The 14,254-nt window shown below is 67.4% G+C and carries 12 protein-coding genes and 1 pseudogene; 9 read left to right on the forward strand and 4 right to left on the reverse strand.

Annotation, left to right across the window (positions count from 1 at the left end; all coding sequences use genetic code 11):
- Positions 1 to 372 precede the first annotated feature (372 nt).
- The 3 genes and pseudogenes from IE191_RS16315 to IE191_RS16325 form a co-directional block, all read left to right on the forward strand.
- Complete coding sequence (locus IE191_RS16315) at positions 373 to 543, forward strand: ArsR family transcriptional regulator (RefSeq protein WP_444544245.1); 171 nt, start codon at positions 373 to 375, stop codon at positions 541 to 543.
- Positions 544 to 613: 70 nt separating this feature from the next.
- Complete coding sequence (locus tag IE191_RS16320; protein WP_308432927.1) at positions 614 to 967, forward strand: rhodanese family protein; 354 nt, start codon at positions 614 to 616, stop codon at positions 965 to 967.
- Positions 968 to 970: 3 nt separating this feature from the next.
- Positions 971 to 1,227 (forward strand): annotated as a pseudogene (locus IE191_RS16325) (TSUP family transporter); the annotation flags it as partial.
- A 34-nt stretch (positions 1,228 to 1,261) separates the two neighbouring features.
- Here the strand turns inward: IE191_RS16325 and IE191_RS16330 are convergent.
- Positions 1,262 to 1,897, reverse strand: coding sequence for an HNH endonuclease (locus IE191_RS16330; RefSeq protein ID WP_191325455.1), 636 nt, complete (start codon positions 1,895 to 1,897; stop codon positions 1,262 to 1,264).
- Positions 1,898 to 2,069: 172 nt separating this feature from the next.
- A complete protein-coding gene (locus IE191_RS16335) occupies positions 2,070 to 3,497 on the reverse strand; it encodes a M20/M25/M40 family metallo-hydrolase (RefSeq protein WP_191325456.1) in 1,428 nt (475 codons plus the stop codon).
- A gap of 140 nt (positions 3,498 to 3,637) precedes the next feature.
- On the opposite strand from IE191_RS16335, the gene gyrB reads away from it, so the two are divergent.
- Positions 3,638 to 6,157: a DNA topoisomerase (ATP-hydrolyzing) subunit B gene (gene gyrB, locus IE191_RS16340; RefSeq protein WP_191325457.1), complete on the forward strand. Its 2,520-nt coding sequence runs from the start codon at positions 3,638 to 3,640 to the stop codon at positions 6,155 to 6,157.
- A gap of 4 nt (positions 6,158 to 6,161) precedes the next feature.
- Positions 6,162 to 6,410, forward strand: a complete 249-nt coding sequence (locus IE191_RS16345) for a hypothetical protein (protein ID WP_191325458.1) — start codon at positions 6,162 to 6,164, stop codon at positions 6,408 to 6,410.
- 58 nt (positions 6,411 to 6,468) lie between these two features.
- Here IE191_RS16345 and IE191_RS16350 read toward each other — a convergent pair whose 3' ends face one another.
- Both IE191_RS16350 and IE191_RS16355 read right to left on the reverse strand, forming a co-directional pair.
- Positions 6,469 to 7,467, reverse strand: a complete 999-nt coding sequence (locus IE191_RS16350) for an agmatine deiminase family protein (RefSeq protein WP_229815516.1) — start codon at positions 7,465 to 7,467, stop codon at positions 6,469 to 6,471.
- A gap of 9 nt (positions 7,468 to 7,476) precedes the next feature.
- The gene (locus IE191_RS16355; protein WP_191325459.1) at positions 7,477 to 9,123 is read right to left on the reverse strand and encodes a M28 family peptidase; all 1,647 of its coding nucleotides are present in this window, start codon (positions 9,121 to 9,123) and stop codon (positions 7,477 to 7,479) included.
- Between the two features lie 109 nt (positions 9,124 to 9,232).
- Here IE191_RS16355 and glnE point away from each other — a divergent pair, with 109 nt between their 5' ends.
- From glnE to IE191_RS16375, 4 genes are all read left to right on the forward strand, one after another.
- Entirely contained in the window at positions 9,233 to 11,956 is a 2,724-nt protein-coding gene (gene glnE / locus IE191_RS16360; protein ID WP_191325460.1) for a bifunctional [glutamate--ammonia ligase]-adenylyl-L-tyrosine phosphorylase/[glutamate--ammonia-ligase] adenylyltransferase, read from the forward strand.
- A 3-nt stretch (positions 11,957 to 11,959) separates the two neighbouring features.
- Positions 11,960 to 12,433, forward strand: a complete 474-nt coding sequence (locus IE191_RS16365) for a peroxiredoxin (protein ID WP_191325461.1) — start codon at positions 11,960 to 11,962, stop codon at positions 12,431 to 12,433.
- A gap of 10 nt (positions 12,434 to 12,443) precedes the next feature.
- Positions 12,444 to 13,244 (forward strand): ferritin-like domain-containing protein, encoded by an 801-nt coding sequence (locus tag IE191_RS16370; protein WP_191325462.1) that lies wholly within the window; start codon positions 12,444 to 12,446, stop codon positions 13,242 to 13,244.
- A 212-nt stretch (positions 13,245 to 13,456) separates the two neighbouring features.
- Positions 13,457 to 14,197 (forward strand): M23 family metallopeptidase, encoded by a 741-nt coding sequence (locus IE191_RS16375; protein WP_191325463.1) that lies wholly within the window; start codon positions 13,457 to 13,459, stop codon positions 14,195 to 14,197.
- Positions 14,198 to 14,254: the final 57 nt, after the last annotated feature.

Below are 14,254 nucleotides of genomic sequence, written 5' to 3' on the forward strand. Positions count from 1 at the left end.
GCCAGCGTGACCTGGATTGCACGGAATTTGAGTCAGACCCCCTTTTGCACGCCGGTCCACACCATAACCACCACCGGCCCCATTCCGCCCTTGCCGGTAGCACCCCGGCAGAGGCATATGGGCACATCGGCGCATCAGGTCATGGGGGGCATGCCCCCCATGACCTGATGCCCAAACTCGCGGCATGACGACATCGGCTTGAGCTTAACTTCGCCGCAAATCTGTCCAGGAAGGCGGGGCCACCTCACAGCACCATGGCGATGTGCCAATCGTGCTTGCGCGCAAAGGCCAGGATCCGCTCGGCCGAGCGCGTGCCGGCCACGCCGCTTGCCATATCGAAATCGAGCGCGGGGTCGATCACGGCGGCAGTCTGTGCAGGTTGCCGATACGCTCAAGGCGATCGGCAATGCGCGCCGGCTCATGCTGCCGTGCAAGCTGGTCGAGCATGGCGAGATGACGGTCGGCGATCTCGCCCGCGAGGTTGGGCTGTCGCAATCGGCCTCCTCGAAGCACTTCGCCCGCATCCGGGCGAAGGCCTCGTGACCTACCGGCGCGAGAGCCAGGCGTTGTGGTACGCGCTGGCCGATGCGCTGCGGTCGATGCCGGCGCCCACTTGGTCGACGTTCGCGGCGCTGACGAGCACGCGCGCGAGCGCATTCCCGGCGCGCTGGACATTCCCCTCGACCGCATCGGCGATATGCCGTGCGATGGTCGCCCGGTCGTTTTCCACTGCAAGTCGGGGATGCGCACCGCCGCCCATGCGGTGCAGCTCGGGGCGGCCACAGGCGGGAGCCCGGCCTATATCCTTGCCGGCGTCCTGCTCGGCATGTTCGTTGCGCCCGGATTCCTGGGCCTGGCGGCATTCGTCGGCGCCGGCCTGCTATTTTCGGGGATCACGGGATGGTGCGGCATGGCCAGCCTGCTGCGCATCATGCCGTGGAACCGGCAAGCGGCTGGCCGGGGGTGATCGATGGATAGCGCCACGATCCTGGAAGCCTTGTGTCGGGGGGCATGATCGGCGCGATCCTCGGCTTGGTCGGGGGTGGCGGGTCGATCCTTGCCGTTCCGCTGTTGATCTATGTCGTGGGGGTGGGATCGCCGCACGCCGCGATCGGCACGGCGGCCGTGGCCGTTATGGTCAATGCCCTGGCCAGCCTGATCGGCCATGCCCGTGCAGGCCGGGTGAAATGGCGGTGCGCCAGCGTCTTTGCTCTGTTGGGCATGATCCTGCGTTGCGGGCCTGAGACCAGCGCCGCCCGGATCAGCTTTCCAGTTCCACGTCCCAATAGAGCCAGTCGCGCCAGCTTTCGTGCAGGTGATTGGGCGGGAAAGCGCGGCCCTTTTCCTGCAATTGCCAGGTGGTGGGGCGGATCGGCTCTTCCATCAAGCGCATGTGCGCCTGGGCCGGGGTGCGGCCGCCCTTGGCCATGTTGCACGGGGCGCAGGCCGTGGTGACGTTTTCCCAGGTGGTGCGTCCGCCCAGACGGCGCGGCACCACGTGGTCGAACGTCAGGTGCTCGCCGCTGCCGCAATACTGGCAGACGAAGCGATCGCGCAGGAACAGGTTGAAGCGGGTGAAGGCGGGAAACTCGCTGGGCTTCACATATTGCCGCAGCGCGATCACCGAAGGGATCTTCATGTCCAGCGACGGGCTGTGCACCGCGCGGTCATAAGTGGCGATGATGTCCACCCGTTCGAGGAACACCGCCTTGATCGCGGTCTGCCAAGGCCACAGACTGAGCGGATAATAGCTGAGCGGGGTGTAGTCGGCATTCAGCACCAGCGCCGGGCAATTGTCGAGATGGCGGTTGGATGCCAGCAAACGCGGTGTGGCGGCGCTATCGCCGCTATGGGGCCTGGCCGCAGCCGCCCGTTCGATCAGCGCCTGGTGAAGCATGCTCCGCTCGCGCTCCTGTGCCACATCGGCTTCCGCCTCGCTCGGGGCGAGGCATGAAGGACAGGCATGACCGCTTCATGACGCATGCACACAACGAACACCTTTGCGCGCTTCCGGTCAAGGCCCGACTGCCGCAGGGGAGGGGCAGCCGGGCTTTATCCACAGCTTGGCGTTACCGCGCGAAGGCGGTGACCAGATCATAGAGATAGGCGCGACCGGTCAGCAGCGACTTGACCTCGATGCGCTCGTTCAGGCCGTGCACGCCGTTGCCGTCCGGGTTGCCCCACAGGCCGGGCACGCCGTAGGTCGGGATACCCACCGCTTCAAGGAAGATGCCGTCGGTTGCCCCGGTGGACATGTCGGGCACCACCGGCACGCCGGGGAAGTACTGTGCCGAAAGCTTTTCCATCGGGCCGATGATCCTGGGATCGAGCGCGGGCGCCTTGGCCAGCGGGCGCTGCGGCGGCACCAGGCTGACAGTCACGCCGGGGTCGGCCACGACCTTTTGCAGCGCGGCCTGGATTTCCTCCACCGAATGGCCGGGGAAGATGCGGCAGTTGACATTGGCCCCGGCGCGCTGCGGCAGGGCGTTGTTGGCATGGCCGCCATCGAGCAGCGTGGCAACGCAGGTGGTGCGCAGCTTGGAGTGATAGGTGCGATCGGTGTTGACCAGCTTTTCCGCCTCGGCAAAGGCCGGGCTGCCGATCGGGTTGGCGGCCAGCGCCTGCATGGCCTGGCCCATGGCGCCGCCACGCGCGGCACCTGCCTTGGCGAAATAGGTGCGCGTGGTGTCGCTCAGTTCGGCAGGGAAATCGTAATCGCGCAAGCGGCCCAGCGCATCGGCCAGCTCGTAGATCGCGTTGTCGCGCACGGGAATGGAGCTGTGGCCGCCGGGGTTGCGGGTTTCGAAGCGATAGTTCTGTACTGCCTTTTCACCCACCTGGATCGACTGGTTGACGAGGTGGCCGCCTTCGGACAGCCCCTTGCCGTCGGTCTTGCCGCCGCCGCCTTCGTTGAGGGCGAATTCCGCGTCGATCAACGCGCGTTTGTTCTGGGCCAGCCATTGCGCGCCGTTGAAGGCCCAGGTGGTTTCCTCGCCGCAGGTCAGCGCTAGCTTGACCGTGCGCTTGAGCGGCTTGGCGGCCTTGAGGCGCACCATGGTGTCCACCCAGATCGCCGCCATCGCCTTGTCGTCGGCGGTGCCGCGCCCATAGAAATAGCCGCCTTCCTCGATCAGCGTGAAGGGATCGCGCTCCCAGTCGGCCCGCTTGGCTTCCACCACGTCGAGATGGGCGAGCAGCAGGATCGGCTTGGCGGTCTTCGAGGTGCCGGGCAGAACGGTGACAAGGCCGCCGTCCTTGGGGTGCTCGGGCGTGGAAAACAGCGTGATCTGGCTATCGGGATAGCCCGCAGCCTTGAGATGCGCGGCCATGCGTTCGGCCGCCAGGGTGCACGAACCGGTGCTGACTGTGGTGTTGGTTTCCACCAGTTCCTTGTAGATCGCGCGGAACTGGGTTTCGCCGGTATCGGGTGCGGCGAGGGCCGGCGTGGCCAGCAGGGCCAGCGTCAGGGAGGTGGCCGTCAAAAGAGAGGATCGCATCATCAAAAGCCCCACTGTTTTCTGGGTGCAAACTGCGATGAAGCGTGTGGGCGCGCAAGTGTCGTCTTCCGTCTCGCCCCCTGTGCAAAACCTGGCCAATCCGCTTGGGTTTTGCCGGCAAAGTGCCTATGTGCAAAACTATGGCCAGCACCAACGAAAATACCCCGAACACCAATTCCTATGGCGCCGACTCGATCAAGGTCTTGAAGGGCCTTGATGCGGTGCGCAAGCGCCCCGGCATGTACATCGGCGACACCGACGATGGCTCGGGCCTGCACCACATGGTGTTTGAAGTGTCGGACAACGCGATCGACGAGGCGTTGGCTGGTCATTGCGACCTGGTGCTGATCGAACTCAATCCCGATGGCTCGGTCTCGGTCGAGGATAACGGGCGCGGCATTCCCACCGATATCCATGCCGAGGAAGGCGTCTCGGCCGCCGAAGTGATCATGACCCAGCTCCACGCGGGCGGGAAGTTCGAGAACACGTCCGACGACAACGCCTACAAGGTTTCGGGCGGCCTGCACGGCGTGGGCGTGTCGGTGGTCAACGCGCTGTCGGAATGGCTGGAACTGACCATCTGGCGCGAGGGCAAGGAACACTGGATGAAGTTTGCCCACGGCGATGCCGTGGCGCCGCTGAAAGTGACCGGGGACGCGCCACTTGCTCCCAATGGGCAGCCCAAGAAGGGCACGCGCGTGACCTTCTCGGCCAGCCACGACACGTTCAAGAACGTGACCGAGTTCGATTTCGACAAGCTGGAACACCGCTACCGCGAACTCGCCTTCCTCAATTCGGGTGTGCGCATCCTGTTGCGTGACAAGCGCCATGAAGAGGTCAAGGAGCACGATCTCTATTACGAAGGTGGCATTGCCGCTTTCGTGAAGTACCTCGATCGCAACAAGCAGGCGCTGATCCCCGAGCCCATCGCGATTTCGGCGATGCGCGACGGCATCGGCATCGATGTCGCGCTGGAATGGAACGACAGCTACTACGAAAACGTGCTGTGTTTCACCAACAACATCCCGCAGCGCGATGGCGGCACGCACCTGGCCGCATTCCGCGCCGCGCTGACCCGTACGCTCAACGGCTATGCCGATCGGTCCGGCCTGCTCAAGAAGGAAAAGGTCTCCCTTTCGGGCGACGACATGCGCGAAGGGCTGACCGCGATCGTTTCGGTCAAGCTGCCCGATCCGAAGTTTTCCAGCCAGACAAAGGACAAGCTGGTTTCTTCCGAAGTGCGCCAGCCGCTCGAAAGCCTGATGGCCGACAAGATGAGCGAATGGCTGGAGGAAAACCCGGCCCATGCCAAGGCGGTGATCGCCAAGGTGATCGACGCCGCCGCCGCGCGCGAAGCAGCCCGCCGCGCCCGCGAACTGACCCGCCGCAAAGGCGCGATGGATATTGCCAGCCTGCCCGGCAAGCTGGCCGACTGCCAGGAACGTGACGCCAGCAAGTGCGAACTGTTCCTGGTCGAAGGCGATTCGGCCGGTGGCAGCGCCAAGCAGGGCCGCGACCGCAAGACCCAGGCGATCCTGCCCCTGCGTGGCAAGATCCTCAACGTGGAGCGAGCGCGGTTCGACCGCATCATTTCCTCGCGCGAAGTGGGCACCCTGATCCAGGCCATGGGCACGGGCATCCGCGACGAATTCAACCTGGAAAAGCTGCGCTATCACAAGATCGTGATCATGACCGACGCCGACGTCGACGGCGCGCATATCCGCACCCTGCTGCTCACGTTCTTCCACCGCCAGATGCCCGACATCATCCGCGCGGGGCACCTGTTCATCGCCCAGCCGCCGCTCTACAAGGTCGCCAAGGGCCGCAGCGAGGTCTACCTCAAGGACAACGCCGCGCTCGATCGCTATCTGGTCGAGGCGGGCCTTGCCGGCCGCGTGCTGGAAACGCCGGGCGGCGCGCGTGGCAGCCAGGAATTGACCGAACTGGTCGAACACGCCCTGCGCCTGCGCAACCTGATGGGCTTCGTGCCGCGCCGCTACAACCCGGATATCGTGGAAGCGCTGGCGCTGGCCGGGGCGCTCGATCCCGACCTTTCGGCCGAGGCGCGCACGGCTGCGCTCGCCCGCGCCGCCGCGTGGCTCGATCGCGGCGATCCCGAAGCGCAGTGGAATGCGCAGATCAGCGAGGATGGCGGCTATCACATCCAGCGCGCCTGGCGTGGCGTGACCGATCATCACATGATCGAGGCCGGCTTCCTGACCAGCGCCGAAGCGCGCAAGCTGGCCCGCCTCGCGGCTGAACATGCCGAAGTCTATACCGGCGTGGCCCGCTTGGTGCGCGCCAGCGCCGCCGCGCCGGAAGCCGAGACCCAGCCGACCGCCGATGGCGAAGACGCGCCCGCCGCCCGGGCTGAAAGCAAGGACGGCGGCATCACCCGCCCGTCGCAATTGCTCGAAGCGGTCATGGCCAATGGCCGCAAGGGAATGTCGATCCAGCGCTACAAGGGGCTGGGCGAGATGAACGCGGAACAGCTCTGGGAAACCACGCTCGATCCCGAAGTCCGCTCGCTGCTCCAGGTCAAGGTGGAAGACGCCGACGTGACCGACGAGATATTCACCCGCCTGATGGGCGACGTGGTCGAACCGCGCCGCGACTTCATCCAGGAAAACGCCCTCAACGTGGCCAACCTGGACGTCTGAGGCGATGAGCACGCAGACCATCCCCTGGGACCAGGCCGCCACGATGATCGATCTGGAAGGCCGCACGCCGATCATCGGCACGATCCGCGACTGTGCGCTGCACTTCTCGCTCTACAAGCCACACGCCCGCGAAAACGCGCGCGTGCTGCTGACCGTGCCGATCCACCGCGAGGGCCGCAAGACCCGCACCTGGCTGCTCGATCCGCCCGAAATCGCCGAACTGGCGGACCGCCTGGCGCGCGAGACGCAGTAAGACCAGCGCTGCGCCTGGTCCCGGATCAAGTCCAGGGCCAGGCACAAGTCCTACCGGCTCACGCCGCCGGCATCTGCTGGCTGGCGCAGTGGAAGCCGCCGCCGCCCACCAGCACGGCATCGCCCATCACGCCCACGGTGGCGCGACCGGGGAACAGGGCGCCGATCGCTTCCACCCCGGCTTGGTCGTGAACCGAGCCGAAGATCGGCACGACCACCAGATGGCTGGTGATCACGAAATTCATGTAGCTGGCCGGCTGGATCGTGCCGCCCCATGTGATGCGGCCGGGCGAAGGGACTTCGACCACCTCCACGCCGAAGTCGCGGGCGCGGGCGGCCGCGTCGGCATAGATCGCCGCGTTGGGATCGTCCGGCCCGGTGGCGCGGGGCAGGGCGAGGCGGTTGGGGCCAACGAAGCGGGCGAGGTTGTCGACGTGGCCATCGGTGTGGTCGTTGATCAGCCCGTCGCCCAGCCACAGCACGCGATCATAGCCGAGGTCTCGCTTCAGGCGCAGCTCCAGGTCGGCGCGCGAGAGGTGCGGATTGCGGTTGGGATTGAGCAGGCACTGCTCGGTCGTGGCGACCAGGCCGGTGCCATCGCCATCGAGCGCGCCGCCTTCCAGCACCCAGTCGGCCTTGCTGGCAGCCAGGCCCGCACTGGCGGCCAGATCGGCGCCGATCTCCTGGTCTCCGGGCATCAGGTACTTGCCGCCCCAGCCGTTGAAGCCGAACAGTTGCGCGCGGCGCCCGCCCGCCCCATCGGACACCACGAGCGGGCCAGTATCGCGCAGCCACACGTCGCCATAGACGCGCTCCTCGATCGTGACGGCGGCGCTGGCCAGCCGCTCGGCGCGCATGCGGTTGGCCGCATCGCGCACCACCAGGCGCACGGGCTGGCCGGTCTCGGCCACAGCGCTGGCAAACTGGGCGATCTGCTCCTGGGCGCGGTCGATCACGCCCGACCATTCGTCGGCCAGATGGGGAAAGCCCACCCACAGCCAGTCCTGCGGGGCGAATTCGGGCGGCATCAGGCCGCCCGTGAACGTGGTGTCGGTCATGCGTTGTGCTTACTTGCTCTTGGTGACGGTGGCGCGGCTGGCATCGCGGATGGCGCGGAATTCGTCGCCCTGATGCCAGTTGGGCCAGGTCGTGCCGGTCGCCAGCGCGCGGCCGAGGCGGTAGTACAGCTCCACTTCCTGGGCCATGCCGGTCATGTCCCAGCTATCGGAATATTCGTCCGAAGGCTGGTGATAGTGATGCTCGACATAGTCTTCGGTGGCCGCTTCGCCGGCCTTGGTGCCGCCATTGACCAGATCGGTGCCCCGGCCCACGGCGAACATCGGCACGCCGCGCTTGGCCAGGCTGAAGTGGTCGGAGCGGTAATAGTGGCCGCGCTCGGGATGGTCTTCGGGCGTTTCGGTCAGGTGCATCTGCGTTTCCACGCGGCGCAGGATCGCGGTGAGGTCGGACTTGTCGCCACCGGTCACCTGCACGTCGCGCGTCGGGCCGATCAGCGAGAGCGCGTCCATGTTCACTCCGCCCACGGTGCGGGCCAGCGGATAGACCGGATGCTGGGCATAGAATTCCGAACCCAGCAGGCCCGATTCCTCCAGCGTCCAGGCGGCAAAGACCTGGGTGCGCGGCGTGGGGCCGGCGCGGCGGTTCATGTCGGCCAGCGCCACCAGCGCGCCCACACCGCTGGCATTGTCGATCGCGCCGTTGCAGATGTCGTCACCGGTGGCATCGGGCTTGCAGTGGCCCAAGTGATCCCAGTGGCCCGAATAGAGCACATATTCGTTGGCTCGGCTGGTGCCGGGGATCACCCCGATGACGTTGTGCGAGGTGCTGTGCGTCACCGTGTTGTCGAACGACAGGCTGGCCTTGGCGCCCAGCGGCACGGCGTGGAAGCCCTTCTGCTTGGCCGCGGCGGACAGTGCGGCAAAATCCTTGCCGGCGGCCTGGAAGATCGCCTCGGCCACCGGGCGGCGGATCCAGCCGTTGGCTTCGGTCTGGTCGAAGCCCTTGTTGGCGCTGGCCACGAAATTGCCGGTGCCGCCGCTCGATTCCAGCACGTTCCAGCCATAGGCGGCCGGGAAGGTGTCGTGCACGATCAGCGCTGCCTTGGCGCCATGGCGTGCGGCTTCGGCATACTTGTAGGGCCAGCGGCCATACCAGGTCATGCGGCGGCCCTTGAACAGGCCCTGCTCGTCGGCGTTCTCGTAATCCGGGTCGTTGACCAGGATCACCGCGATCTTGCCCTTCATGTCGACGCCGGCATAATCGTCCCAGCCCAGTTCGGGCGCAGTGATGCCATAGCCGACGAATACCAGCTCGCTGGCATCGATCGCGGTGTGCTGCGCCTCGCGATAGGAGCCGACCACGAAATCGGCGCCGGGCTTGAACGACAGGCTGCCCACGGTCAGCGGGCTGATGTTCTTGGCCGCGATGGTCACCATCGGCACGGGTTGCAGCCATTGCCCCTTGTTGCCGGGCTTGAGGCCGGCCGCCTTGAAGCGGGTGATGATCGCATCGAGCACGGCCTGCTCCTTCGGCCCGCTCGGCGCGCGGCCTTCCAGTTCATCCGATGCCAGGGTCTTGATCGCTTCGCGCATCAGCGGCACCGGCACTGCGGGAACGGGTGCTGCAAGGACAGGGGCAGCCACGGCAGTGGCCAGCAGGGCGGCAGCCGCGCGGGCGGCAAAGGAAACACGCATGGGGGCAAATCCCTTTTTGCAAACATCCCGCGCCATGGGGGGGCGCGCGGGCCTCATGCCGGCTACTTGGCAGAGGCGGCCCGCTGCGGCAAGACGGCCAGCCCCAAGGATGAGAGGAACTGGCGTGCGGCATGGAATCGACTGGGCAGAAGGGCTTGCCCTGGCGCGGCACCACACCACGTTCCTGGCCCGCGCGCTTGATCGCCAACCCGATCTGGCTGCCTTGCTGGCGCAGGGCAGGATGGATGAGGCGCTGGCCTGGGCCCGCCAGGCCGGCAGCGGCGTGAGCGATGTCGGCGTGGCCTTGCGGCGCGAACGCCTGGCGCTCGCCCTCGCGCTGGCGGTGGGCGATCTGGCCGGCGCGCTGCCTCTGATGCGGGTGGTGCAGGAACTGTCCGGCTTTGCCGATCGCGCGCTCGATGCCGCGATTGCTGCCGCGATGGCCCGCCGCGCGCCCGATGCCGAGCCGGTGGGCTTTTCCGCCATCGCGCTCGGCAAGCACGGCGCGCAGGAACTCAACTATTCGTCCGACATCGATCCCATCCTGCTCTACGATCCCGAGGTGCTGCCCCGCCGCGCGCGCGACGAGCCGGGCGAAGCGGCGCAGCGCGTGGCGCGGGGCGTGGTGGAACTGCTCTCCACGATCACCGACGAAGGCTATGTCTTCCGCATCGACCTGCGCCTGCGCCCGGCCTCGGAAGTCAGCCCGCTGGCGATCCCCTTCGAAGGGGCGATCACCCATTATGAATCGAGCGCCCTGGCGTGGGAGCGGGCAGCCTATATCCGCGCCCGCGCCGCGTCTGGCGATGTGGCGCGCGGGCAGGCCTTCCTCGATACGATCCGCCCGTTCGTGTGGCGGCGCAGCCTGGATTTCGGCGCGATTGCCGAGATCGGGCGGCTGACGGCGCGCATCCGCGATCACTATGCCGCCGGACAGCAGGTGGGGCCGGGCTATGATCTCAAGCGCGGGCGCGGCGGCATTCGCGAAGTGGAATTCTTTGCCCAGACGCACCAGTTGATCCACGGCGGGCGCAACCCGGCGCTGCGCCTGCGCGGTACCCGCGCCGCGCTCGATGCCCTGGCCGAGGCCGGGATCATCGCCGAGGACGATGCGCTGGTGATGGGGCAGAGCTATGACCGGCTGCGCGTGCTGGAACACCGCTTGCAGATGGTGGCGGATCAGCAGACCCATGCCCTGCCGGTGCAGGAAGCCGCGCTCGCCGGTGTCGCGCGGCTGTGCGGCCATGCCGATGGCGCTGCGCTGATCAAGGAAGTGCAGGGCATTTCGCAGGCCGTGGCCCAGCGCTTCGATGCGCTGCTGGCGATCATCTCGCCCACCGGCGCGGTGGCGGTGGACAACCGCAGCCTGGCCGACGACCTTGCCGCGCTGGGCTTTGCCGATGCGCCAGCCGTGGCGCGCCGGGTGGAAGCGTGGGACAGCGGCGCCTTTCGCGCCCTGCGCAGCGACGAGGCGCGGGCTGCCTTTGCCCGCGTGCGGCCGCACCTGCTCCAGGCCCTGGCCGAGGCGCCCGATCCCGATCATGCCCTGGCGCGCTGGGAACGGCTGCTGGCCGCCCTGCCTTCGGCGATCAACGTGTTCCGCCTGCTGGAGGCGCGTCCGGGCCTGATGGCGGTGGTCATGCGCGTGCTCGCCCATGCGCCGACGCTTGCCGAAGACCTGGCGCGCCGGGCCGATCTCCTCGACACGCTGATCGATCATTCCGCCTTTGCCCTGCCCGGCACGGTGGACGAAATCCGGGCCGAACTGGCGCGTGGCGAAGTGGGCGACGATTACCAGCGCCTGCTCGATGCGGTGCGGCGCAAGGTGGGCGAACTGCGCTTTGCCCTGGGCGTGCAACTGGTCGAAGGGCTGCATCCCCCGCTCGCTGTCGCCGCCGCGCTCAGCCGCGTGGCCGAAGCGGCGATTGCCGTGCTGGGCAGCGCGACCGAGGCGGAATTCGCCCGCGTTCATGGTCATGTGCCCGATGCCCGTCTGGTCGTGCTCGGCCTGGGGCGGCTGGGCGGCGGGGCGCTGACCCATGCTTCGGATCTCGACCTGGTGTTCCTGTTCGGCGGGCCGGAGGATGCCTATGCCCGCGAATCCGATGGCGGGCGGCCGATCGGCGGCACGCTCTATTTCAATCGCCTGGCCCAGCGCGTGATCGCCGCGCTGTCGGTGCCGACAGCCGCTGGCGCGCTTTACGAGGTCGATACCCGCCTGCGCCCTTCCGGCGCGCAAGGGCCGATCGCGGTCAGCCTCGACAGCTTCGAGCGCTATCAGCGCGAGGATGCCTGGACGTGGGAGCACATGGCCCTGTGCCGCGCCCGTCCGCTGTTCGGCCGCGCAGATGATCGCGCCGCGCTGGCGGCGATCGTGGCGCGCGTGCTGCACCACCCGCGCGAGGCCGGCGCGCTGCGCACCGACGTCCTGGCGATGCGCGAGGAAATGGCGCGGCACAAGCCCGCGAAAGGCCCGCTCGATGTCAAGCTGGCGCGCGGTGGCCTGGTCGACCTCGAATTCCTCGCGCATTTCCTGCAACTGCGCGATCATGTGGCGCTGGAGCCCGATCTGGGCGCGGCGGTGCTTGCGCTTGAGGCGGCCGGGCTCCTGCCGCCCGGCCTGCGCGCGGCGCACGATCTGCTTGCCGGTCTGCTCGTGGTGGTGCGGCTGGTTGCCCCTGATGGCATGTTTCCGCCGCCCGCTAGCCGTGCCATCGTGGCGCGCGCCTGTGGCCAGGCAAGCTGGGACGCCCTGCTTGACGCCGTGGCCGGGGCGCGCCACCGCATCGCCGCAGCCTGGCAACAGGTTTTCGGCCAATCCCTGGAGACGTAACGCATGAGCACTTTCCCCGGCGTGGGCGATCCCTTGCCCGACCTGCCGCTCACCGCGCCCGATGGCAGCGTGGTCAAGCCGTCCGACTTTGCCGGCCGCAAGCTGGTGCTGTTCTTCTATCCCAAGGATGACACGCCGGGCTGCACCACCGAGAACAAGGACTTTTCGGCACTCGCTGACGAGTTTGCCGCGGCCGGCACGGCGCTGCTGGGCGTGAGCAAGGACCCGCCCAAGAAGCATGAGAAGTTCATCGCCAAGCATGGCCTTGCCGCGCCGCTTGCCAGCGATGCCGAGGAAGGCGGCCTGTCCGACGCGCTGGGGATCTGGACGGAAAAGTCGATGTATGGCCGCACCTACATGGGCATGGAGCGCACCACGTATCTGGTCGGCACCGATGGCCGCATCGCCCAGGTGTGGAACAAGGTGAAGGTCAAGGAGCACGCCGCGCAGGTTCTCGCCGCCGTCCAGGCGCTGTAACGCGCCGCGCATGACTGCATCCCTTCCCTCCGTGGCGGCCGCGATTCGCGCCGCCATGTTGACTGCCGATCCGCAGGACAAGGCCATGGCCACCCGCGCGGTGGTGCGTGACTGGCGCGCCGGGCGCCTGGCCTTCGCTTTCGACGTGGTCATGCCCGATGTGCCGGCGCGCCCCGCTCTGCCCGAACTGCTGCCGCCCAACCGCATGCCCAAGCGCGGGCGCGGCGGGTCGGAGCGGGGGCGGATCGCGCTGATCCATGCCTTGTGCCACATTGAATTCGTGGCGATCGACCTCGCGCTCGATGCCGCTGGCCGCTTCGGGGCAGAGCGCGGGGCAGATTTCGTTACCGACTGGCTGGGCGTGGCGGCGGACGAGGCGATGCATTTCGGCCTTCTCGCCCGGCGGCTGCGCAGCCTGGGCAGCCACTATGGCGCCATGCCCGCGCACGACGGCCTGTGGGATGCCGCGCGCGAAACAGCGCACGATGTCGCCGCGCGGCTGGCAGTGGTGCCGATGGTGCTGGAAGCGCGTGGCCTCGACGTGACGCCGCAGACCATTGCCCGGTTCGTGGCGGCGGAAGACCACACCACGGCGCGAATCCTGCAACGAATCGTTGACGATGAAGTGCGCCACGTCCGCTTTGGCACAACCCATTTCGCCCAGGTCTGTGCAGAGCGTGGTAAACAGGCCCCGCAGTTTTGGAATATGCTGGTTACGCAACACTTCCGAGGCAGCGTTAAGCCGCCGTTCAACGACTCGGCGCGTCGTTCTGCCGGTCTGTCGTGTGAGATGATGGCGGCTCTTGCGTGAAGGGCGCACCCGCCGCTACCCCACGGCCACGAGATCGGCGGGGGGTATCCACCAATCTCTGAACAACGCCCGGCCGGCGCAGCGGTTCCTAACCGACAGGCTGGCAGGGCAGGGTTCGCTGGGGGTCAGCATCGAATGGATGCCGCAGACGCCATGGCCAGTCAGGCCAGACGTTGGCGAGCATCTGCCGAAAAGAGGTTGTACGGGTCGCAATGAAAAACACCTTTTCTACCGGTCTGGCTGCCCTGGGCACCATTCTTGCTCTGGGCATCGCCTCTCCGGCTCTCGCCAACAGCGCCGCCTCGGCCGATATCGCAGCCCCGCTGCGCAACGCCGAAGCTGCCAAGGCCGGCATGACCGCGCCGGCCGGTGACGAGGAATTCTCCAAGCTCTTTGCAAGCTGGGAAGCGCTCGATGGCGGCAAGGGCACCTCGTCCCAAGCGCCGCTGGTGCGCCCCGCCAGCGTTTCGATCCCCACTCTGATGCCGGTCACCAGCAGCCGCCCGATGAGCAGCGGCTTTGGCCTGCGCACCCATCCGATCTACGGCGGCCTGCGCGCCCACAAGGGCGTCGATCTGCCCGCGCCCACCGGCACGCCGATCCGCGCCAGCGCCGATGGCGTGGTCGGCAAGGCAGAGCGCTTTGGCGGCTATGGCCTCTATGTGCAGCTCGAACACGGCGGCAACCTGGAAACCCGCTATGGCCACATGTCGCGCATCGCGGTTGCCGAAGGGCAGCACGTGCACAAGGGCGACGTGATCGGCTATGTCGGCTCGACCGGGCACTCGACCGGCCCGCACCTCCATTATGAAGTCCGCGTTGCCGGCGAAGCGGTCAATCCGCTGCCCTACATGCAGCGCGATGCCAACCTGGCCCAGCTCGCCAGCGCGGCCGATGCCTCGCAGATCCGCGCCTACAACGCGCCGGACGCAGAAGGCGACGGCGACGAATAAGCGTCTGTTTCAGCGATAACGCATCGGAGAGGATGCGGAAGAAGGCGGCCCGCAACG

It is taken from the genome of Novosphingobium pokkalii, from assembly GCF_014652855.1.
Taxonomy (GTDB): domain Bacteria; phylum Pseudomonadota; class Alphaproteobacteria; order Sphingomonadales; family Sphingomonadaceae; genus Novosphingobium; species Novosphingobium pokkalii.

Excerpts from the sequence above, each read along its gene's own strand:
- IE191_RS16330 (WP_191325455.1), bottom strand. The coding sequence starts at position 1,897 with ATGCTTCACCAGGCGCTGATCGAACGGGCGGCTGCGGCCAGGCCCCAT.
- IE191_RS16335 (WP_191325456.1), bottom strand. The coding sequence starts at position 3,497 with ATGCGATCCTCTCTTTTGACGGCCACCTCCCTGACGCTGGCCCTGCTG.
- gyrB (WP_191325457.1), top strand. The coding sequence starts at position 3,638 with ATGGCCAGCACCAACGAAAATACCCCGAACACCAATTCCTATGGCGCC.
- IE191_RS16345 (WP_191325458.1), top strand. The coding sequence starts at position 6,162 with ATGAGCACGCAGACCATCCCCTGGGACCAGGCCGCCACGATGATCGAT.
- IE191_RS16350 (WP_229815516.1), bottom strand. The coding sequence starts at position 7,467 with ATGACCGACACCACGTTCACGGGCGGCCTGATGCCGCCCGAATTCGCC.
- IE191_RS16355 (WP_191325459.1), bottom strand. The coding sequence starts at position 9,123 with ATGCGTGTTTCCTTTGCCGCCCGCGCGGCTGCCGCCCTGCTGGCCACT.
- glnE (WP_191325460.1), top strand. The coding sequence starts at position 9,233 with ATGAGAGGAACTGGCGTGCGGCATGGAATCGACTGGGCAGAAGGGCTT.
- IE191_RS16365 (WP_191325461.1), top strand. The coding sequence starts at position 11,960 with ATGAGCACTTTCCCCGGCGTGGGCGATCCCTTGCCCGACCTGCCGCTC.
- IE191_RS16370 (WP_191325462.1), top strand. The coding sequence starts at position 12,444 with ATGACTGCATCCCTTCCCTCCGTGGCGGCCGCGATTCGCGCCGCCATG.
- IE191_RS16375 (WP_191325463.1), top strand. The coding sequence starts at position 13,457 with ATGAAAAACACCTTTTCTACCGGTCTGGCTGCCCTGGGCACCATTCTT.